This window comes from Mesorhizobium sp. WSM4904, assembly GCF_029674545.1.
Taxonomy (GTDB): domain Bacteria; phylum Pseudomonadota; class Alphaproteobacteria; order Rhizobiales; family Rhizobiaceae; genus Mesorhizobium.
The window spans coordinates 2100389-2121504 of the sequence record NZ_CP121354.1; the positions used below are offsets into that span (position 1 = coordinate 2100389).

The following is a 21116-nucleotide window of genomic DNA, read 5'->3' on the forward strand; positions in this document are numbered from 1 at the left end:
CGCCAATCTTCGACGTTGCAGAACTGGCGAGACAGACAAGCTGCTGATCTCCCCCCTTGAGGGGGAGATGTCCGGCAGGACAGAGGGGGGTATCGTAGAGCTCGACGTTTGCTCGTGCGTCTACGACGATTTGGCGAATTCTCATCCGCGCGACTGTGTCACGATTCCAAATAGGTGTCCGCCCAGTTCGACACCGCCCAGCGCGGGTTGTTGGCGATGTTGCCGACGGTGTCGCGGGCGACGGAAATGAAGCTCCATTCGGCGACGTTGATCAACGGCAGGTCGGCCGCGACCTTTTTCTGGAATTCCTTATAGAGTTCGGTGCGAGCCGACGTGTCGAGCGTCTCCGAGGCCTTGGCGATCAGCGCGTCGAGCTCAGCGTTCTTGTAGCCGCCCTGGTTGGAGAAGGGCACGCCGTCCGGAATGCCGCTCTGCACCAGGATGGTGGTCGAGATCGCCGGGTCGCCGCGGAACACCGGCGGGCCGACGGCGAGGTCGAAGGCATGGTCGGTGTAGACCGCCTTGATATGCGCGGCCGAGTCGTTGTTGACGATCTCGGCGTCGATGCCGATTGCTGCGAGCGCCTGGCGCAGGTAGTCGCCAAACTGTTTCGTCTCGTTGAAATAGGGCGCCGGCAAGAGTTTCAGCGTGAAGCGCTTGCCGTCGTCGGCGCGCTTATAGCCGGCTTCATCGAGCAAGTCGTTGGCCTTGCCGACGTCGAACGGATAGGTCGGAACGTCGGCGGTATAGAATTGCGGATCGTTCTTCGGCACCGGGCCGGTGGCGGTCGCGGCGTAGCCGAGGAAGATCGTCTTGACGACGAAATCCTTGTCGATGGCATGCGCGATCGCCTGCCGCACCTTCAGGTCGGCCAGTTCCTTGCGGCGGTGGTTGATCTCGACGACGAGCTGGTAGGTCAGCCCCTCATAGCCCTTAGTGATCACCTTCAGGCCCGGCACCTTGGAGATGCGGTCGAGATCGGCGAGCGGCACGGCGGAAAAGGCAGCGAGCTGGATCTCTTCCGCCTCGAGCGCCGCGGCGGCCGAAGTGCGGTCGGGCAGCACCTGGTAGACGATCTCGTCGAGATAGGGCTCGTCCTTGCCCCAATAGTCGTCGTTGCGCGCCAGCCGGTAATATTGGCCGGCCTTGTATTCGGCGAATTTGAACGGACCGGTGCCGACCGGGGCGTTGTTGGCCGGATTGTCCTCGATCTTGCCATTCTCATAGACATGCTTCGGCACGACGCTCGTCAGCGCCGGCAGCGCGTTACGGATCAGCTGGAACGGGGTCGGCTTGGCGAATTTGAACACCGCGGTCAGCTCGTCGGGCGTGTCGACGGCGACGAGATACTTGAACACGGTGCGGCCGAGATTCTGCAGCGGCTTCCAGATCTGCAGCGCCGAGAAGGCGACATCGGCCGAGCTGAAGGGCTTGCCGTCATGCCATTTGACGCCGTCGCGCAGCTTGAAGGTTACCGACAGGCCGTCGGCCGCACCTTCCCAGGAGAGCGCAAGGCGCGGCTGAAGTCCGTCCTTGCCGTCGAAGGAGGCTTCGGCCAGCGTCTCGACGATCTTGCTGGAAATGAAGAAGACGCCATTGGAGGCGACGATCGCCGGGTTGAGGTTGCGCGGCTCGGAATCGGCGGCGACGATCAGCCTGCCACCCTTCTTCGGCATCTGCGCCTGGACGATCGCCGGCAGCGCGGTCGACGCCAAGAGCAGCGCCGAACCGGCAAGCAGGCCGCGGCGTGAAATCGTCAGTTCGGACATCGCTCAACTCCCCTCTTCGCGTCGCAACGGGCGCGGACAATGGGCGCGATTATGGCCTTCGGCAAAGGTTTCGCCAGAGACGGATTTGGCGCATGCTGGCTTGGCTTTGAAATTTTCGTCCGCTGGACCAGTTATATCGAGCCATCGACAATTGCAGATCTGGTAGGACCAGATTTGCATCGGAAATACGTTTCGATCGGCGCGGTGGCAAGTTCAACCGGAAGGCAGTTGGTTCTGGCTGGACCAAAGTGGCAAAAATGGTGCAGATTTAGGCGAAAGCTTAGGCAGCCAAAAGATCAGGGAGAGGCAGATGAACATCGCTCCGGGCAAGACCGACGTCACCAGCATCCCGTTCGACCAGGCGCGGGTGGACAGGCTGATGGAGGAGGCGGGCATCGACGTGCTCTGCGCCACCTCCAAGCACAATACGCAATATCTGCTCGGCGGCTACAAGTTCATCTTCTTTGCCGCGATGGATGCCATCGGCCACAGCCGCTATCTGCCGATCGTCCTATACGAGAAGGGCGGGCCGGAGAACGCGGCCTATATCGGCAACAAGATGGAGGGCGGCGAGCACCAGAACCATCCGTTCTGGACGCCGACATTGCATGCCGCCTGCTGGGGCACGCTCGACGCCGCAAATCTCGCGGTGGAGCATTTGCGGAAGATCGGCAAGGCCGGGGCGCGCATCGGTATCGAGCCGGGCTTCCTGCCGGCGGACGCCTACACGCTGATCCGCAAGGCGCTGCCGGACGCGAAGCTGGTCGACGCCACCGGCATGCTGGAGAACATGCGCGCAATCAAGACTGAGGCCGAGCTCGAAAGACTGCGCATCGCCTCCGAGCTGATCACCGATTCCATGCTGACGACTATTCGCTGGGCGCGCGAGGGCACGACCAAGACCGACATCATCGAGCGGCTCAGGCGCGAGGAGACCAATCGCGGCGCGCATTTCGAATATTGCCTGCTGACGCTGGGCTCCAGCCACAACCGCGCCGCCTCAGACCAGGCGTGGAAGAAGGGCGAGGTGCTGTCGATCGATTCCGGCGGCAATTATCGCGGCTATATCGGCGACCTCTGCCGCATGGGCGTACTTGGCGAGCCGGATGCCGAGCTGGAGGATCTTTTGGCCGAAGTGGAGGCGGTGCAGCAGGCGGCCTTCTCGAAGGTCAAGCCGGGCACGCTCGGTGGCGACATGATCGCGCATGCCGAAAGCGTGCTGAAGGCTTCCAAGGTTGCGGCCTACACGGATTTCTTCGCCCACGGCATGGGTCTGATCACCCATGAGGCGCCGTTCCTGATGACCAACCATCCGGTCACCTATGAAGGCACCTATGCCGCCAAGCCGCTGGAAAAAAACATGGTGCTCTCGGTCGAGACCACCATGCTTCATCCGACGCGCGGCTTCATCAAGCTGGAGGATACGGTGGCGGTGACCGATGCCGGCTATGTGATGTTCGGCGATCGGGGCAGGGGGTGGAACAGGGGCGGGGCGGCATAAAGCGAAAGGCTGGCGCAGCCCCTCATCCGCCTGCCGGCACCTTCTCCCCGTATAGTGACGGGGAGAAGGGAGCTGCTGCTATCTTGGTGCTCGTCTTGCAACTTCGAAAATTGGCGAAAGCGCAGATGAAAGCGTCTTTCTCCCCCGTATAGTGACGGGGAGAAATGTCCGGCAGGACAATGAGGGGCAGCGCTGCCCTGGACAGGAATTAAGTCTACTATTGCCCCGCCGGCAGCAGCCTGAAATCCGGTAGCTCCCGCAGTGCCAGCTCCGGTCCGGCGGGTGAATAGACGACGAAAAGCTGCATCGGCTGGTCGCCGGTGTTGAGCGTCGAATGGAAGCGGCTTTCCGGCACGTAGACGGTGCAGCCGGGACCGACTTTGGCGACCACTGGATTGCCCTTTTCGTCCTCGACCATCTGCTCGCCATGGCCCGAGATGACGAAGATGATCTCCTCCGCGCCCGGATGGTTGTGGCGAGTATGCCCTTGGCCGGGCGGCAGGTCGACGACGCCGCCGGAAAAGCGTTCCGCGCCGTTCACTTCCGGCGCGACGGTGAGGGCCAGCCTGCCCCAGTCGAAGCCGAAGGCGCTGACATCCTTCGGGTAGACGAACACCTTGCTCTTGTCGGCCATTGCCTCATCCCTCCCTAGTTGCTGGTAGTATTCGCTTTGCCGACTGCCGCGGCCTTGAAATCCGCCGTCTGCCTGGCGATCGCAGCTTCGGCCGGCAATCGCTCCATCGAGCTCGCTCCGTAGAAACCGTGCAGTCCCTTGCAGCGCTCCAGGATGTAGCGCGCGTCGTCGGGCATCGAGATCGGCCCGCCATGGCAAAGCAGGATGACATCCTCGCGCACCGAGCGCGCGGCGTCGGCGATGGCGTCGATCTCCTTCACGCAGGCCTCAAGCGACTTCGCAGAGGTGGCGCCGATCGAGCCGCCCGTCGTCACGCCCATGTGGGCGACGACGATGTCGGCGCCGGCCCGCGTCATGGCGCGCGCTTCGTCCGGGTTGAAGACGTAAGGGGTGGTCAAGAGGTCGAGCTTGCGCGCCTCGGCGATCATGTCGACCTCGAGCCCGAAACCCATGCCGGTCTCCTCGAAACTCCGGCGCATGGTGCCGTCGAACAGGCCGACGGTCGGAAAATTCTGCACGCCGGAAAAGCCCATAGTCTTCAGCTCGGCAAGGAACAGCGGCATGATGACGAAAGGGTCGGTTCCATTGACGCCGGCCAGCACCGGCGTCTTCTTCACCACCGGCAGCACCTCATAGGCCATTTCCTTGACGATCTCGTTGGCATTGCCGTAGGCGAGCAGTCCGGCCGCCGAGCCGCGCCCGGCCATGCGGTAGCGGCCGGAATTGTAGATGATGATCAAGTCGATGCCGCCGGCCTCCTCGGCCTTGGCCGACAGGCCGGTGCCGGCGCCGCCGCCGACGATCGGCACGCCCTCGGCGATCATCTTGCGGAATTTTTCCAGGATTTCTCTGCGCGGAATGGCGGCCATGCTTGTCCGGTCTCACTTCTTGGCGATGTCGAGGAAGGCCTCGGCGGCGGCTTTGGCGAATGCGGGTTCGTTGATGTGCAGCGGCAGGCGCGTCACGGTGCGGTTCCTGGCCGGCTCGATGGTGCGCTCGATCGCCTCGAACAGCGCCGCATCGGCTTCCGGATCGAAGAAGGCGCCGCCTTCGATATCGAGCGCCGACACGCCCTTTTCCGGGATCAGGAAGCGGACCGGGCCGTCGCAGCGGGCGAGGCGGCCGCCGATCCATTCGCCGATCCTGCGGCATTCGTCAGCGGTGGTGCGCATCAGCGTGACGTTCGGATTGTGCTCGTAGAACAGCCGCCCGCGATAGCGCTCGGGGATCGTCGGCGGCGCCCAGAAGTTCACCATGTCGAGCGCGCCGACCGAGCCGACATAGGGCAGTTTCGTACGGGCAATGGCGCCGAAGCGATCCTCGGTTGCCGGCAGCACGCCGCCGAACAGGAGATCGCAGACTTCGGTGGTGGTGATGTCGATAACGCCGGCGAGCAGGCCGCTGTCGGCGAGCTTCTCCATCGACCGGCCGCCGGTGCCGGTGGCGTGGAAGACCATGCAGTCATAGTCGGCGCGCAATTGCTCGACGATGGTTGTGACGCATGGCGTGGTGACGCCGAACATGGTGAGGCCAAGTGCCGGCTTGCCGGCGGCGACCGGTGCCGGTTTTGCGGCCATGCCGGCGATCGCCTGGGCGGCGTTGTGGAGCACGACGCGCGACAGCCGGTTGAGGCCGGCCATGTCGGTGACCGACGGCATCATGACGATGTCGGAGACATCGACATATGGCGCCGTGTCGCCGGAAGCGAGCGTCGAGACCATGATCTTGGGCAGGCCGAGCGGCAGCGCGCGCATGCCGGCGGTGACGATCGAGGTGCCGCCGCCGCCGCCAATGCCGATCACGCCGGCGACGTCGTCACGCGATTGGATGAAGCGGGTAAAGGCGACGCCCATGGCGGCAACTGCGGTGCCGCGATCGTCGATGCCGAGCACCGCGCCGGCTCCATCCGGATGATGCGCCGCGACCTCGCCTGCCGCGACATCGACGGGGACGGTGGCGCCGCGCGTGCCGATGTCGACGCGGAGGACCGTGCCGCCGGCCGCAGTTACGGCATCTGCCAGGAAGGCGAGCTCCTCACCCTTGGTGTCGGCGGTGCCGACCACATAGATGCGCTTCATTGACGCCTCTCTATGTTGGCTGGCCCAGAGGCGGCGATGCTCAATTCCTGAAGGCTTAGTGCTTTACGTGTCAACGCAACCAGTCCAAAAAGGGAGCCATTGCAATTTTTTGAGACGCGCGTATCGTATTGACATGGATGTCTCACGTCAACAAGCCGCTTCCAACGACGATGCCGAGCAGGCGCCGGCAGCCGAAAAGGGACCACGCGCCCGCACCAGGCGGCTGATGCTGGAGACGGCGACCAGGCTGATGCAGTCCGGCGTGACACCGTCGGTGAGCGAGGTGGCCGAGGCGGCGGAAGTTTCCCGCGCGACCGCATATCGCTACTTCCCAAGCCAGGCGGCACTGGTGCAGGCGGTGGTCGACGAGGGGCTCGGTCCGATCCTGACCTGGAAGTCGAATTCGAAAGACCCGGAGCGGCGCGTCGCCGAACTATTCGCCTCAGCCATGCCGCGCATCGAGGCCTTCGAGGCGACGTTCAAGGCGGCGCTCAAGCTGTCGCTCGACCAATGGGCGAGGCGGCAGGCAGGCACGCTGGGCGCCGAGCCGGCCTTCAAGCGCGGCCATCGCGTCGATCTCCTGAAGGACGCGATCGCGCCGCTCAAAGGCCAACTGAAGCCGCGCCAGTTCAAGCGTCTGGCGCAGGCGCTGTCGCTGATGTTCGGCGTCGAGGTGCTGATCGTGCTGAAGGACATATGGGGGTTGGACAGCCGCGACACGATGTCGGTCGCCGGGTGGGCGGCAGGTGTGCTGGTGCGCGCGGCGATGGCGGAATCGGAAGCGAAAGCGAGCGGAGCTGCCGCGGCATCTGGAGCGGGAATGTCTTAAATCTGGTTCGACCAGATTGGGGAGCCAGTTACGCATAATAATTGTGGTGCATCGCCAGAAACAAGGCCTTAACGTATCAAGGAGTAGGAAAAACAAGAGAAAACAGACAGATACCGCTTCGATTGGCTTGCCGAGCCGCTTTTCTGCGTCCAAGAAAGAGCTTGACGGCCCTCTTTAATTGGTAATACCAGATCAGTACGCATAAAGCGGATCGAAAGTGCGGATTGCGATCCGTTTTTTCCGGCAGGGGCGAGGAGGCTCAAAGCCGGAAAAGTGCCATCACGGGAGGAACTACCAGGGCCGACCACACTGCCGGCCCGCATGACACGGTAGAATGCGCACAAGGGAGGAAAACTATGCGCAAGATAGTGACCAGCGTGATCGCTGGTATCGGGCTGGCGCTTGCCTGCGGGACATCCGTCCGCGCGCAGGACAAGGAACTCACCATCTTCTGGGCGGAATGGGATCCGGCGAACTATCTGCAGGAACTCGTCAACGACTACACGGCCGAAACGGGCGTGAAGGTCACGGTGCAGACCACGCCGTGGCCGGACTTCCAGACCAAGGCCTTCACCGAATTCAACGCGCATGGCGACGCCTACGACATGGTGGTGGGCGACTCGCAATGGCTGGGCGCCGGTTCGACGCAGGGCCACTATGTCGACCTCACCGACTTCTTCAACCAGCACAAGCTTGGCGATGTGATGGCGCCCGCGACCATCAAATATTATGCCGAATATCCCGGCGGGTCCGGCAAATATTGGGCGATCCCGCTGGAAGGCGACGCGATCGGCTGGTCCTACCGCAAGGACTGGTTCGAGGACCCGAAGGAGAAGGAAGCCTTCAAGGCCAAATATGGCTACGACCTCGACATTCCGAAGACCTATGCGCAGCTGCGCGACATCGCCGAGTTCTTCCACCGTCCGGACCAGAAGCGCTACGGCATCGCCATCTACACCGACAATTCCTATGACGCGATGGCGATGGGCGTGGAAAGCGCCATCTTCAGCTATGGCGGCGATCTCGGCGACTACGCAACCTACAAGGTCGACGGCGTCACCAATTCCAAGGAGGCCGCCGCCGGCCTCGACATGTACAAGGAGCTCTACAAGTTCACGCCTCCGGGCTGGGGCAAGACCTTCTTCGTGGAAGACAACCAGGCGATCACCGGCGGCCTCGCCGCGATGAGCATGAACTTCTTCGCCTTCTTCCCGCCGCTGGTGAACAAGGCCACCAACCCCTATGCCGACGCCACGGGCTTCTTCGCCAATCCGGCCGGTCCGGACGGCAAGCGCTTCGCCGCTCTCGGCGGTCAGGGCATCTCCGTCGTCTCGTACTCGAAGAACAAGGACGAGGCGATGAAGTTCCTCGAGTGGTTCATCAAGGACGAGACCCAGAAGAAGTGGGCCGAGCTCGGCGGCTATACCTGCAGCCAGGCCGTGCTGAAGTCGGAAGCCTTCCAGAACGCCACGCCCTACAACAAGGCGTTCTACGACACGATGTTCATGGTCAAGGACTTCTGGGCAACGCCTGAATACGCCGAGGTGCTCGATCAGCTGAACCAGAACATCTATCCGTTCGTGGTCGGCGGCAAGGGCACCGCCCAGGAAGCGCTCGACAAGACCGCCGCCGACTGGAAGGCGACGTTCACCAAATACAACCGCTACAAGTAAGCATCGCAGTCAGAATGCCGGAGGAGGGCTTCCCCTCCGGCATTCCTGTTTTCAGGGAGAACGACCGTTGGCTTCGGTAGCCCTCACCAATCTTGATCCCGCATCCAGGGCCGCCGCGCGCGGCTGGTCGGATCTGACCATCCGCAACATGTTCATCATCCCGACGCTGGTTTTCCTGATCGTCTTCAACATTTTTCCGCTGATCTATTCGCTCGGCTATTCCTTCACCAACTTCGCCGCGAACCGCAGCGAGCCCTGGCAGTTCGTCGGCCTGCAGAATTATCGCGAGCTGCTGACCGACGACCACATCTGGTCGAACTTCGTCATCACCGCGAAATACGTGATCGTGTCGGTGGCCGGCCAGATGATCGTGGGCTTCGGTCTTGCGCTCCTGCTCAACCGCAGCTTTCCGATGAAGGGCCTGATCACCACGCTCCTGCTGTTGCCGATGATGATGTCGGCGGCGGTCGTCGGCCTGTTCTGGCAGCTGCTCTACAGTCCGTCCTGGGGGCCGATCAACTATGTCTTCGGCCTTGGCGACTTCGCCTGGCTTTCCAATCCCGACAGCGCGCTCTACGCCGTCGCGATCACCGACATCTGGATGTGGTCGCCCTTCGTCATGCTGCTTTCGCTCGCCGGCCTGTCGGCCGTGCCGCAGCACCTCTACGAGGCCGCCGCGATCGACCGCGCCAGCTGGTGGTACACCTTCACCCGCATCACCTTGCCGCTGGTCTCGCCGATCCTGCTGATCGCACTGATCTTCCGCACCATGGAAGCCTTCAAGACCTTCGACATCGCCTACACGATGACGACCCAGCCGACCGCCGAGCTGATCGCGATCCGGCTCTACAAGCAGGCATTCCAGCAGTGGGATACCGGCAAGTCCTGCGCGCTCGCCTACATCGTGCTGATCATGGTGCTGGCGATCACCAACCTCTACGTGAAGTATCTCAACAAGGTGAAGGAGCGCTGAGATGGCCGCCGTCCGCACTTCTTCCGAGGTCGCGCTCAACCGCATCGCTATCGCCGCGGTGCTGATCGCCACGCTGATCTTCCTGGCGCCGATCTACTGGATCGCCTCGACGGCGTTCAAGCCGAAGGAGCTCGCCGTCAGCGTGCCGCCCACCGTCCTCTTCGAACCCGAAGTGACGCCGTTCGTGCGGCTCTTCACCAAGCGCGTGCAGATGCAGAAGACGGTCGACCCGCAAGCCTACGAGGCCGCGCCCTGGTGGGAAAAAAAGATCTATGACGGCGGCGAGCGGGTGCTGAAAGTCGGCAAGGACGTGCAGCTTTCGCAATATCCCGACCGGTTCATGAACAGCCTGATCGTGGCGGTGATCAGCACCGTGCTCGCGGTGGGCATGGGAACCTTCACTGCCTACGGCTTCTCGCGCTTCAAGATCGCCGGCGAGGCGGACCTTCTCTTCTTCATCCTGTCGACACGCATGCTGCCGCCGGTGGTGGTCGCCATCCCGATGTTCCTGATGTACCGGGCGGTCGGCCTCAACGACTCGCATATCGGACTCATCATCCTCTACGTCGCCTTCAACCTGTCGTTCTCGGTCTGGCTGATGAAGGGCTTCATGGACGAGATCCCGAAGGAGTATGAGGAGGCTGCGCTCGTCGACGGCTATACGCGCATGCAGGCCTTCTTCAAGATCGTGCTGCCGGAAGCGGCGACCGGCATCGCCGCCACCGCTGTGTTCTGCTTCATCACCGCCTGGAACGAGTACGCCTTCGCGCTGATCATGACCAACCGGCGCGCGCAGACGGCGCCGCCCTTCATCCCAAGCCAGATCGGTTCCGGCCTGCCGGACTGGACCACGATCGCGGCGGGCACGTTCCTGTTCCTGCTGCCGGTCGCGATCTTCACCTTCCTGCTGCGCAACCACCTGCTTCGCGGCGTGACTTTCGGAGCGATCCGCAAATGAGCTTTCGCGCGATCAACGAGAAGTATCTTTTGCCGGCGTCGCAGATCCTCATGGTGCTCGGCATCATCGCGCTCTGTCAGCCATGGAGCCTTGGGCTGCATTCCTACGGCGTGACGATCATCCTGACCGGGCTGATCGGCTTCAACATCACGTCCAAGATTGCGCCGGAGCAGAGTGAGGAAACCGGCGCCGCGACGCATGAGGGGGCTCGGCAGTGACGCAGATCGAACTTCGCGGCATCGAGAAATTCTTCGGCGCCGTCCAGGTCATCCACAATCTGAACCTCGCCATCGCCGACAACGAGTTCATCGTGCTGCTTGGCCAGTCGGGCTGCGGCAAGACCACGACGCTGCGCGCGATAGCGGGGCTGGAGACGATCGATCAGGGCGACATCCTGATCGACGGCAAGGCCGTGCAGCACCTCAAGGCGGCCGACCGCGACATCGCCATGGTGTTCCAGTCCTTCTCGCTCTATCCGCATATGACGGTGTTCGAGAACATCGCCTTTCCGCTGCGCGCAACGCGACTGAGCAGCGGCGAAGTCGACAAGTCGGTGCGCGAGATCGCCAGGGTCCTGCGCATCACGGACCTGCTCGACAAGAAACCGTCGGCACTCTCGGGCGGCGACATGCAGCGCGTGGCGATCGGCCGGGCGCTGGTGCGGCGCCCGAAGGCGATGCTGATGGACGAGCCGATCGGCGCGCTCGACGCCAAGCTGCGCGAGGAGATGCGGGCCGAGATCAAGCGGCTGCACATCAAGCAGGGTTCGACCACGATCTACGTCACGCACGACCAGATCGAGGCGATGAGCCTGGCCGACCGCATCGTCATCATGCATGAAGGCTTCATCCAACAGGTCGGCACGCCGGACGAGGTCTATTCGCACCCGGCCAACCTGTACGTGGCGCAATTCGTCGGCAGTCCGGTGATGAACGTTGCCGAGGCCACCGTCGCGGATCAGGCCGGCATCGCCTCCGTTACCGTCGGCGGCACGCCCAAGGGTTTCGAATTCCCGCGCGAGCTGCTGTCCAAGCTCAACGGGCATTCCAACGGTGGCTTGACGCTCGGCATCCGTCCGGAAGGCGTGCTCGTTCGGCACGATGCCGCGCCCGGCTACATGCCGGTCGAGGCGCAGATCATTGAGCCGCTCGGCTCCTTCGACATTGTCGACCTCAAGGTCGGCTCCAAGATGCTGCGCGCCCGCACCAAGGCCGGCTACGTCTCGGGTCCCGGCGAAAAGGTCCATGCCCGCATCGATCCGGAGCAGGCGCATTTCTTCGACACGGCAAGCGGCAAGTCACTCGGAGTAAGGCTGTAATGGCCCATATCGAACTGAAGAACATCACCAAGAAGTTCGGCGGCCATACCGCGCTGACGGGCCTCAATCTCGAGATCGCCGACGGCGAGTTCTTCGTGCTGCTCGGCGAGACCGGCGCCGGCAAGACCACGACGCTGCGCCTGATCGCCGGGCTCGACAAGCCGACCGAGGGACAGGTCTTCATCGATGGCGTCGATGTTGCTAGCTGGGGCGCGGCCGAGCGCGACGTCGCGCTGGTGCTGCAGCAATATTCGCTCTATCCGCGCTATACGGTGCGCGAGAACCTCGAATTCCCGCTGAAGCCGAAGATCCGCCGCCTGCCGGACGACGAGATCAAGGATCGCGTCGCGCGCGCGGCCCGCACGCTCAGGATCGAGCACCTGCTCGACCGCAAGACCGACAGGCTCTCCGGCGGCGAGATGCAGCGCGTCTCGATCGGCCGGGCGATCGTGCGCAAGCCGCGCGTGTTCCTGATGGACGAGCCGCTGTCGGCGCTCGACGCGAAGCTGCGCGAGGCGCTGCGCACGGAGCTGAAAAACCTGCAGATGCAGCTCGGCGCCACTTTCCTGTTCGTCACCCACGACCAGATCGAGGCGATGTCGATGGGCGACAAGGTGGGCGTGCTCAACCATGGCCGCATCGTCCAGACCGGCACGCCGCAGGAGATCTACAACAATCCGCGCGACACCTATGTCGCGAGCTTCGTCGGCTCGCCGCCGATGAACCTCATCGACGGCAGGATGGTCGAAAACCGCGCGGTGATGGCGCCGATGAATTTCGAATTGCCGCTTTCTGGGGGAGCCAGGACGGGCGGTGCGACCGACGGTCGCCCGCTCGTCTTCGGCATCCGTCCGGAGGACGTCTATCTGGAGAGCGGTGCGCCGGTCGAGGCGCAGGTCCACGACGTCGAAAACCACGGCGTCGAGAAGATCGTGACGCTGAGGGTCGGCGACACGATGCTGAGAGCCACGGTGCCGGCGAGGACCGCCGTCGAGATCGAGCAGCCGGTCCGCTTCGCCTGGAATCCGGACAAGGTGGTGATGTTCGACAAGGGCAGCGGGGTTAGCCTGCGCCACGCCGGATAGCGGCCAGCCGTTCGTCCAACCGCTACCGCTTGGGCTATTTCGGCAGGTACGTCTCGTAAGGCGTGTCGTTGATCAAAAGGATCACGCATTCGGTGTCCGACAGACAGGCGTCGTCATGCATCTCGTCGGCTTTCTGGGTCCAATAGGAGCCCGGCGGCAGCTCGACCTTGGTCGCTTCGCCGCCCTGCATCTGCCAATGCGCCCAGAGCCCCTTGATGACGACGGCGCGATAGTCGGCGGTGTGGGCGTGGACCGGCGCGCGCCAGTTGCCGGGGACCTTGAGCAGCGTGCCGGCCGGGCCTTTGGCGCGCTCGCCCCACAGCGGACCAAGGCGCTGGGGCTGGTCCGGCGCTTCGACGAGGTAAGGGATCTTGTCGGCGGGCAGGTAGCTGTCCTCGAGCGCGAACGCCCGTCCCGGAAGGACGGCCAGCGCGGCCAGCGCGAGCGGTGCAAAGTAATTGGCCATGGCGGTTTCCTCCACCAAAAGCTTATGCCGTCTCAGCGGGCGAGGAATGGCCCTTCGTCCAAAAGATTTGGCAATTCCTCCAGCCAGGTGGCGGCGTGGCCGCGATGTCAGGGATGGTCGTCGCCGTTGTTGCGCAGATGGCTCGGCGCGACGCCCACCACCCGCTTGAAGGCGCGACTGAAGGAGGCTTCGGAATCGTAGCCCAGTTTCGCAGCCGCCACCGACACCCTCATGCCGTCGCGGGCGAGCCACTGCCGCGCCTGGTGCATGCGCACGCGCAGCACATACTTAGCCGGCGTGTCGCCGACCACTGTGACGAAGCGCTGCGCGAAGGCTGAACGCGACGCCCCCATCATCTTCGCGAGCGCCTCGACCGACCAGTCGCGATCGGGCTGCAGGTGAATGGCGGCGAGCACCTTGCCGACGTCCGGGTTGCGGACGGCGGCGATCCAACCGGTGGCATCGCCGCAGCCGTTCTCCACCCAGGAGCGGATGATCGTGGCGGCGAGCACGTCGGCGAGCCGAGCCAGAATCCCGCCGGAGCCGACGCGGTCCATCGTCACCTCGCCGGCCATCGCGTCGAGCAGATGCTGGATGCCCGGCGCGTTCGCCATCAGCTCATGCGCGCGCATCAGGTCGGGCATCATGTCGAGCAGCGGATGCGAGCCGTCGAGATTGAAGTGCATGCTGCCGCAAAACAGCAAGGTCTTGCAGCCGTCGCAGCCGTTGGAGACATCGTAGATGTTCTCGCAGACCGGCTCGATGGTGTAGCGGCCGATCGGCACGGGCGGAACGCCGGGAGCGCTCGCCAGCACGTGCTCGTCGCCGCGCGGGATCAGCAGCGCGTCGCCCACCGATAGCTCGATCCATTCCTTAGCCGGCGAGAACAGCCAGCAGCCCTGCTGGCCGATGAAATGGAAGCGCGCCGCCTTCTGCGCAGGGAAGGAAACAGCCCAAGGCTCGCCCAGCACGCAGCGGCCATATTCGACACCATCGAGCCGCAAGCCGCGCAACATGTCGGTCAGCGGGTCGCCGGATGCCGGCAATGTGGTTTTGGACGAATTGTAATTCATTTCGGCGTTTCTAGCATGGAAACTCCAGGCAGTCACTCCCTATGTTGCACCGCAGCCAAATGTTGCGCCGCAACCAAATCGGACCGATGGAGCCGCCCGCCAAGCATGTAACGGGTTGGTCCACAGTTGGTCATCCCCCGCGTGGCGCCGCAGACAGATCGGAGAATTTGCCATGACCGAACCCGCCACAGGCGTCATCGACGACGCTGTTCTCGACAGAACCGAACCGGAGGAACGAACCGAGCCTGTGTGGGGCGCGGTGGTCTCGCTGGCGCTCGGCGTGTTCGGCCTGGTGACGGCCGAATTCCTGCCCGCCAGCCTGCTGACGCGGCTGGCGCAGGATCTTGGCGTCAGTGAAGGTGCCGCCGGCCAGGCCGTGACGGCGACGGCCGTCGTCGGCGCGATCGCCGCGCCCACTATGGCCATCGTCACCAAGCGGCTCGACCGCCGATTGGTCATGTGGATGCTCACCGTCCTGCTGATCGTTTCCAACCTCGTTGCCGCCTTCGCTTCCTCGCTCGCGATGTTGCTTCTGGCCCGTGTGGTTCTGGGGATCGCGCTCGGCGGCTTCTGGTCGATGTCGGCCGCTATGGCGATGCGGCTGGTGCCGATGCGGCTGATGCCGCGCGCCATGTCGATCATCCTGACCGGCGTTTCGGTGGCCACCGTGACGGCGGCTCCCGTCGGCGCCTATGTCGGCGATATCTGGGGCTGGCGCACGGCCTTCATGATCGCGGCGGTCGTCGGCGCGCTGACCTTGCTGGTTCAGCTTGCCACCATTCCCAGCCTGCCGCCGACGGCGGTGGCGAGCTTCCGGACCCTGATCGACGTGCTGAAGCGGCCGACGATCCGCGTCGCTCTCCTGGTCGTGCTGCTCGTCGCCTCCGGACAGTTTGCCGGCTTCACCTATGTGCGGCCGTTCCTGGAGACGGTTCCCGTCATGCCGATCGAGACCATTTCGCTGGTGCTGCTCGCCTATGGCATCGGCGGCTTCTTCGGCAATTTCGCCGGCGCCTTCCTGGCCGAGCGCAACCTGAAGCTTGCGGTCGCGCTGGCGCCGTTGTTGATCGCGCTGTCGGCGCTTGCCATGCTGATCCTCGGCGCCTCGCCGGTGATCGCGGCCATCGCGGTTGCCGCCTGGGGCTTTGCCTTCGGCGCGGTGCCGGTCGGGCTGCAGACCTGGCTGGTGCGCGCCGCGCCCGACCAGGCCGAGAGCGCCGGCGGCCTGATGGTCGCGACGTTCCAGGTGGCGATCGCGCTGGGCGCGGTCTTCGGCGGCCTGCTGGTCGACCATGCCGGTGTCGCCAGCGCCTTCGCCTATGGCGCCGCGGCGACGCTGCTCGCGGCCCTGGTGACTTTCGCGATCGGGCCGAAACAGGCTGAATAGTTTAACTCGGTATGAGCTTTTCGCTTCGACCCGGGGCCCTCGGCGGCTCCGGGTCGAAGCTGTCATTGTGGCTGCTGGAAAGTCGGTGATTTGGCAAACGGAACAAGCCAGCAATCCTGGCCGCTGTTATCCGACGCGATCAACCGATGACCGAAGCCACCGGCCTTCTTGGCGAAAAAGGCAAGGTGGGTCCGTACCCGAACCGCATCACAAGATCAGGTCTGCGGGTCTCGCCGACGATCGCCGCCAGGTCGGCGCGCAGGCGGGCGACCTCGATGGGCTGATTGATAAAGGCGATCTTGAGCCCCAGACCCGTTGCGGCCAAAGCGAAGCGCTGGCAGGCCTGGCCGACCCTGATCCAGTGATCATGGTCCGGTCGCTCGCCAAAAAAGATCGCGACCCCGGCGGAAGAGTCAATTTGACGGGCGTAGTTCTGATTTTCCTGCGCGACGTTGAATAGCCGGTCGAACGCGATCCGACCCAAGCCAGTCGGCAGCACCGGATTGCCGCTCGCGGCAGAGAAGAGCCCATCAGCTCGAGCCATCGCGCTGCGCGGGTTGAATCGTATCCACTGCTTCAGTTCACGCATGAACGCGGGGTCGTTCATCTGCTCTTCGTTGCCGGCAAGGACGGTATCCCGAACCTTTATCATCCGTGTCCTGTCGGTGACGAGTGCGAGGCTTACACCTGGGATCGCAGCTGTTCGCTCGACTTCGACGAGGTCCGCCGCAGGGACAGCACGACCGTCGTATTCGGCACGCGTCGATTGGCGTTTTGAAATGGCGTCGACCAGCGGGTCCACGTTTGGCGCGCCCATGACGTAATCGTAACGGACACCATCGCCGTCGGCTGTGAGCGAGGCCTCGCCCGGACGGCCTGTCGCCGCCGCGGCGAGTGCAAGGTTGGTCATGGCGCATCCCAGGCTGACATAGAGATGATGGTCGTCAGGGTCGACGACAGGAGTCCGCCTCCGAAAGTCAGGCCGTATCTCGATTGCTTGCCCTTCCAACCGGAACCGCCAGGGCTGCGTATTATGGCTGTTGGCCGCCAAGGTGGCGTAGCGGACCACGGCTTCAAGGTCGGGCGTCAGTTGGCCATGCAATCGCGCGGTGAAAGCCTCATACTGGGCCATCGATCCGACCGCCGATCGCCAGCCGGCTACACCGGCGCCCGCCGCGACAACCAAGGCGCCTGCGCCGACGAGCATCGTTCGCCTGTTCATCGTGCCCTCTTGGCCAAACTCGCAGGCAAGATAGTGCCAGTCGGAAGGTTACCCTTTGATCTCCATCAAGGCCTGCTGGTCGACCATGCTGGCATGCAAGCGCTTGCATCCATAGCGAGCGGCAAAGCGCTTGCGGCAATGGCCCTTTCCTGCTCGGACCCAAGGTTCTGGCGCTCCCTAGGCAGCGCGTCCGTCGAATTCGAAGACCTGCACTGCGGCGAGGTCGATCCCCTCGAGGCAATTGATGTTGATGTAGGCGCTGCGCTCACTGCTTTGGCTGACATCCTCGGCGAAGGGATGGATGCCGCAGGTCCGGCAGAAGCGATGCGCGATCGAGCCCTTGCCAAAAGTGTATTTGCCGAGGTCATCGCCCCAGGCGACCAACCGTAAGCTTTCATGCGGCACGGCCCAAAGCAGCGCGCCCTTGCGCGCGCAGATCGAACAATTGCAGCGCACGACGCCGCCGAGCTCGCCTTCGACCTCGAACGCCACCTTGCCGCAATGGCAGCTGCCTTTGTACAGCATCGGTCTCTTCCTATCACTGGCAGGTGCAGAGGCACGCTTGCCGGGTTATCCCTTGCGCAGGCCTGGCCTGCCGCATCAAGTCTTTGTTTTCACCCAATTCCGGACGGAAACCGCTACACGCTTTTCCTGGAATTGCTTTAAAGACGTTGCATCCTTGCGGAGTCCGACATCGACATGCAATCCGTCCGCGACCGTCTCGAAATCATCCTGTCACGTCTTGCCAATCGCGCCGGCGACGAGAAGGTCTACACCAAGCTTTATGCCGAAGCGGCGTCCGCCGCCGCCGATGCGGCCGATGCCCGCCGGAAGGCGGGCGTAAGCCTCGGACCGCTCGATGGCGTAATCATTTCGATCAAGGATCTGTTCGATGTCGCCGGCGAGCCGACGAGGGCGGGCTCGCTGATGCGCGCCGGTGCCCAGCCAGCCGCGCGGGACGCGGCGATCGTGCGCCGGCTGCGCCAGGCAGGCGCCGTGATCCTCGGCAAGACCAGCATGACCGAGTTCGCCTTCACCGCCATCGGCGACAATCCGCATTACGGCACGCCGGGCAATGCCGCCGATGCCAGCCTGATCCCGGGCGGCTCGTCGTCCGGAGCGGCGGTCGCGGTGGGCGAGGGCAGCAGTGACATCTCCGTCGGCTCGGACACCGGCGGCTCGGTGCGCATTCCGGCCGCGCTCAACGGCGTCGTCGGCTTCAAGCCGACGGCACGGCGCGTGCCGCTCTCCGGCGCCTTTCCCTTGTCGGCGACGCTGGATTCGATCGGGCCGCTCGCCCGCAGCGTGGCTGATTGCATGGCTGCCGACGCGATCATGGCGGGCGAGGAGCAAACTGCTCTCCAGCCGATCCCGCTCGCCGGCCTGCGTGTCGGCATTCCGCGCGGCCGGCTCTTTGACGACACGCAAGCCGAGCTCGCCGCAGCCTTCGAGCAGTGCATCGGCAAGATCGGACAAGTCGGCGGGCACGTCGCCGACTTGCCGATCGGCGATCTCATCGCCGAGATGCGCGCAGCGACCAAAAGGGCTTCGATCGCGTCGATGGAAGGCGCGGAAGTGCATGCCGATTGGCTGGCGTCCGGCGCGTCGGTGCCGGTCGATCCGCATGTCAGCGGGCCTTTGTCGCGCGCGCTGACGGTTCCCGCTTCCGCCTACATCAGGACAATCCGCCGCCGGACAGAACTGGTTGCGGCCATGGAGGCCCGGCTGCAAGCGGTCGACGTGCTTGCCCTGCCTACCGTGCCGATGGTTGCGCCGTCGATCGCCGCCATGGCCGGCGATGAAGCGCTTCGGGACCGAACGGAAGGTCTGCTCTTACGCAACACGCAGGTCGCCAACCAGTTCGATCTGTGTGCCATCTCGCTGCCGATGCCCGGCACAAAGCTGCCGGCCGGACTGATGCTGGTGGCGAGGCATGGGCACGATCGTCGCCTTCTCGGCATCGCCGCGTCGGTGGAGGCTTTGCTGAAGGGCTGAGGCTGATGGCCCGGGCGGCGAGCCTCAATGTGCCGAGCAATGGCCGCGCTCGCTGTCCTTCGCTGCCCTCTCGATGCCCGTCGCGACCAGTGTCGGCAGGCTGTACCGCTTGCCGTTGAAACTATGCGGCCGGCTCTCGATCGTGCCGGCAACGACGACCTTGCCAGCATAGAGCTTATCCGACAGGTCGAGCGCCTTGTCCTGTTGCGGCAGGCTGTCAATGTCGACCGAGACGCCCTTGATGATCTTGCCGGAGGCGAGGTCGAGCGCGCTGTTCGAAGGGCAGGGCGCCATCACGCAGCGCAAGCCGTTGTCGCAGGGGACGTAGCTGCCCTGTCCGTCGGAACGGGCTTCGGCCCCGGACAGGCAGAAGCCAGCGATCAACAGGGCTCTCGCGGCACTTTTAGGCATAGCTGGAAGGTCGTCGTCAAATCCGGGAAAATTGAGGCAGGCGTCAGTCGGTCGGAAAGCGCTGCCGGTAGTGCTCGATCACTTCAGGGTTGCGCAGGTTGACCGGCAGCTTGTTGGCCAGCACCAGCAAGGCCTCGCCGGCGGCGCCGACGCCCATGCGCATCATCGATTCCTCGGTGATGCCGGCCATATGCGGGGTGACGATGACGTTGTCGAAGCCGAAATAGGGATGGTTCGGCGGCAGCGGCTGGGTCGCGAAGACGTCGAGCGCGGCGCCGCCGATGCGACCCTTCCGCAGGGCTTCGATCAGCGCCTCGTCGTCGACCACCGGTCCGCGCGAGACATTGATCAAAAGCGCATCGGGCTTCATGCGGGCGATGCGCTCGCCGCTGATCAGGCCGCGCGTTTCCTCGGTCAGCGGACAGCAGAGCACGATGATGTCGCTCTGCTCGACCAGCGCGTCGATCGACAGGAAGCCGACGCGTTCCGGCGCCGGACGCAAGCCGCGCGTGGTCGCCACGACATTGAGGTCGAAACCGTGCGCCGCGATATGGCCGACGGCCTGACCGACCGCCCCAAGACCGACGATGCCGATCGTCTTGCCGGCGAGTTCGCTGGTCGAATTGGCGTGCTCGCGCCCAGCGAGCCAGCCCTTGGCGCGCAGGTCGCGATCCATGACGCGGAAGCGCCGCAACAGCGCAAGCGCCGTGAACATCACATGCTCGGCGACCGAGCGGGCATTGACGGCCGGCACGTTCGCCACCAGCACGCCGGCCGCGGTCGCCGCCTCGACCGGGATCATGTCCAGACCCGCGCCGTGGCGGATCGCCGCGCGCAGGTTTTTGGCGCCATCGAAGAGTTCCGGCGGCAGCGGCGCGCGCACGATGACGATGTCGGCGTCCTTCGCCTCGGCGGCCAGCGTCCTGGCATCGAGGGCGGACGCAATAGCCAGCCTGCCGGCGCCGGCCAGCATTTTGGTGGCGCGTGGATGCAGCGGATGCGTCGACAGGATCTTGGGCATCAGCGTTCAGGCCTTCTCGAGCGTCGCGCTTTTCGGCTCCGTCCAGCGACCTTCGATGATCCCCTTCCAGTAGCTCTCCGCGCCCTGCAGATGGGCGCTCATCAGCGCCTGGGCGAGGTTGCCGTCGCGGCGCAGCAGCGCCTCGTAGATCTGGATATGCTCGGCATGCGAGCGCACGCTGCGCTCGGGGTCGTTGAAATAGATCGGCAGGCGCTGCTCGCCCATCAGATAGTAGACGCTGCAGATATTGTGGAAGACGCCGTTCTTGGTCGCCCGCACGATCTCGAGGTGGAACTCGCGGTCTTCCTTGGCGAGGCCTTCGCCGGCGGCAATGCGCTCCTCGGAGGCCTTCAGGATCTCGCGCAGCCGCTCGAAATTCTCTTCCGTTGCGCGCGAGCAGGCAAGCTCGGCCGCCTTGATCTCATGGATCTTGCGCAGCTCGACGGTCTCGTAGATCTGCACCGGATCGAGCGGCAGGCCGGCGCGGGCGAAAAGCGCCAACGCTTCTACGCTCGCCTGCTTGGTGTCGATATAGATGCCGGACTTGGCGCGGCGCTCGACGATGCGCATGGCTTCCAGGATCGCCAGCGCCTCACGGATCTGGCCGCGGCTGACGCCGAAATGCTCCGCCAGCTCGCGCTCCGACGGGGTGCGGCCCGACTCCTTGTCCGAGTTGGAGAACAGATAGGCGGCGAGTTCCGCAAGAAGGTTCTTTTCTTTCAT

The 21116-nt window shown here is 64.1% G+C and carries 21 protein-coding genes; 10 read left to right on the top strand and 11 right to left on the bottom strand.

The genetic code is table 11. The features are described from left to right. Positions 1–158: 158 nt before the first annotated feature. On the bottom strand, positions 159–1769 hold the full coding sequence (locus QAZ47_RS09990; protein ID WP_278233122.1) for an ABC transporter substrate-binding protein: 1611 nt from the start codon (positions 1767–1769) through the stop codon (positions 159–161). A 310-nt stretch (positions 1770–2079) separates the two neighbouring features. Here QAZ47_RS09990 and QAZ47_RS09995 point away from each other — a divergent pair, with 310 nt between their 5' ends. Beyond that, on the top strand, positions 2080–3270 hold the full coding sequence (locus tag QAZ47_RS09995; RefSeq protein ID WP_278233123.1) for a Xaa-Pro peptidase family protein: 1191 nt from the start codon (positions 2080–2082) through the stop codon (positions 3268–3270). Positions 3271–3487: 217 nt separating this feature from the next. Here QAZ47_RS09995 and QAZ47_RS10000 read toward each other — a convergent pair whose 3' ends face one another. The 3 genes from QAZ47_RS10000 to QAZ47_RS10010 are packed head-to-tail and all read right to left on the bottom strand — an operon-like array spanning position 3488 to position 5982. Next, positions 3488–3904, bottom strand: coding sequence for a cupin domain-containing protein (locus tag QAZ47_RS10000; protein ID WP_278233124.1), 417 nt, complete (start codon positions 3902–3904; stop codon positions 3488–3490). Between the two features lie 14 nt (positions 3905–3918). Further along, entirely contained in the window at positions 3919–4773 is an 855-nt protein-coding gene (locus QAZ47_RS10005) for a phosphoenolpyruvate hydrolase family protein (protein ID WP_278233125.1), read from the bottom strand. 12 nt (positions 4774–4785) lie between these two features. Then, a complete protein-coding gene (locus QAZ47_RS10010) occupies positions 4786–5982 on the bottom strand; it encodes a Tm-1-like ATP-binding domain-containing protein (RefSeq protein ID WP_278233126.1) in 1197 nt (398 codons plus the stop codon). A 133-nt stretch (positions 5983–6115) separates the two neighbouring features. On the opposite strand from QAZ47_RS10010, the gene QAZ47_RS10015 reads away from it, so the two are divergent. The 7 genes from QAZ47_RS10015 to QAZ47_RS10045 all read left to right on the top strand — a co-directional run bounded on the left by QAZ47_RS10015 (position 6116) and on the right by QAZ47_RS10045 (position 12818). Next, positions 6116–6811, top strand: a complete 696-nt coding sequence (locus tag QAZ47_RS10015) for a TetR/AcrR family transcriptional regulator (RefSeq protein WP_278233127.1) — start codon at positions 6116–6118, stop codon at positions 6809–6811. Between the two features lie 356 nt (positions 6812–7167). After that, positions 7168–8484 (top strand): extracellular solute-binding protein, encoded by a 1317-nt coding sequence (locus tag QAZ47_RS10020; RefSeq protein WP_278206584.1) that lies wholly within the window; start codon positions 7168–7170, stop codon positions 8482–8484. A gap of 67 nt (positions 8485–8551) precedes the next feature. Beyond that, the gene (locus QAZ47_RS10025; RefSeq protein WP_192253241.1) at positions 8552–9457 is read left to right on the top strand and encodes a sugar ABC transporter permease; all 906 of its coding nucleotides are present in this window, start codon (positions 8552–8554) and stop codon (positions 9455–9457) included. A 1-nt stretch (position 9458) separates the two neighbouring features. Continuing rightward, the gene (locus tag QAZ47_RS10030) at positions 9459–10415 is read left to right on the top strand and encodes a carbohydrate ABC transporter permease (protein ID WP_278233128.1); all 957 of its coding nucleotides are present in this window, start codon (positions 9459–9461) and stop codon (positions 10413–10415) included. Next, complete coding sequence (locus tag QAZ47_RS10035) at positions 10412–10633, top strand: hypothetical protein (protein WP_278233129.1); 222 nt, start codon at positions 10412–10414, stop codon at positions 10631–10633. The genes QAZ47_RS10030 and QAZ47_RS10035 overlap by 4 nt, the downstream gene beginning before the upstream one ends. Continuing rightward, positions 10630–11733: an ABC transporter ATP-binding protein gene (locus QAZ47_RS10040; RefSeq protein WP_278233130.1), complete on the top strand. Its 1104-nt coding sequence runs from the start codon at positions 10630–10632 to the stop codon at positions 11731–11733. The genes QAZ47_RS10035 and QAZ47_RS10040 overlap by 4 nt, the downstream gene beginning before the upstream one ends. Further along, on the top strand, positions 11733–12818 hold the full coding sequence (locus QAZ47_RS10045) for an ABC transporter ATP-binding protein (RefSeq protein ID WP_278206588.1): 1086 nt from the start codon (positions 11733–11735) through the stop codon (positions 12816–12818). The genes QAZ47_RS10040 and QAZ47_RS10045 overlap by 1 nt, the downstream gene beginning before the upstream one ends. Positions 12819–12852: 34 nt before the next feature. Here the strand turns inward: QAZ47_RS10045 and QAZ47_RS10050 are convergent, their stop codons facing one another. Beyond that, the gene (locus QAZ47_RS10050; protein WP_278206589.1) at positions 12853–13284 is read right to left on the bottom strand and encodes a DUF4437 domain-containing protein; all 432 of its coding nucleotides are present in this window, start codon (positions 13282–13284) and stop codon (positions 12853–12855) included. Between the two features lie 107 nt (positions 13285–13391). Next, entirely contained in the window at positions 13392–14357 is a 966-nt protein-coding gene (locus QAZ47_RS10055) for an AraC family transcriptional regulator (protein WP_278233131.1), read from the bottom strand. A 172-nt stretch (positions 14358–14529) separates the two neighbouring features. On the opposite strand from QAZ47_RS10055, the gene QAZ47_RS10060 reads away from it, so the two are divergent. Continuing rightward, complete coding sequence (locus tag QAZ47_RS10060) at positions 14530–15744, top strand: MFS transporter (RefSeq protein WP_278233132.1); 1215 nt, start codon at positions 14530–14532, stop codon at positions 15742–15744. A 139-nt stretch (positions 15745–15883) separates the two neighbouring features. Here the strand turns inward: QAZ47_RS10060 and QAZ47_RS10065 are convergent, their stop codons facing one another. Further along, a complete protein-coding gene (locus tag QAZ47_RS10065) occupies positions 15884–16966 on the bottom strand; it encodes a nitroreductase family protein (RefSeq protein ID WP_278233133.1) in 1083 nt (360 codons plus the stop codon). Positions 16967–17143: 177 nt separating this feature from the next. Further along, a complete protein-coding gene (locus tag QAZ47_RS10070) occupies positions 17144–17491 on the bottom strand; it encodes a GFA family protein (RefSeq protein WP_278233134.1) in 348 nt (115 codons plus the stop codon). A 174-nt stretch (positions 17492–17665) separates the two neighbouring features. Here QAZ47_RS10070 and QAZ47_RS10075 point away from each other — a divergent pair, with 174 nt between their 5' ends. Continuing rightward, on the top strand, positions 17666–18961 hold the full coding sequence (locus QAZ47_RS10075) for an amidase (RefSeq protein WP_278233135.1): 1296 nt from the start codon (positions 17666–17668) through the stop codon (positions 18959–18961). A 24-nt stretch (positions 18962–18985) separates the two neighbouring features. On the opposite strand, the gene QAZ47_RS10080 is transcribed toward QAZ47_RS10075, so the two are convergent. From QAZ47_RS10080 to QAZ47_RS10090, 3 genes are all read right to left on the bottom strand, one after another. Continuing rightward, positions 18986–19345 (bottom strand): hypothetical protein, encoded by a 360-nt coding sequence (locus QAZ47_RS10080; RefSeq protein ID WP_278233136.1) that lies wholly within the window; start codon positions 19343–19345, stop codon positions 18986–18988. A gap of 70 nt (positions 19346–19415) precedes the next feature. Beyond that, positions 19416–20393, bottom strand: a complete 978-nt coding sequence (locus tag QAZ47_RS10085; protein WP_278233137.1) for a hydroxyacid dehydrogenase — start codon at positions 20391–20393, stop codon at positions 19416–19418. 6 nt (positions 20394–20399) lie between these two features. Further along, positions 20400–21116 carry a FadR/GntR family transcriptional regulator gene (locus QAZ47_RS10090; protein ID WP_278073783.1) on the bottom strand — a complete coding sequence of 239 codons (717 nt, stop codon included), beginning with the start codon at positions 21114–21116 and terminating at the stop codon, positions 20400–20402.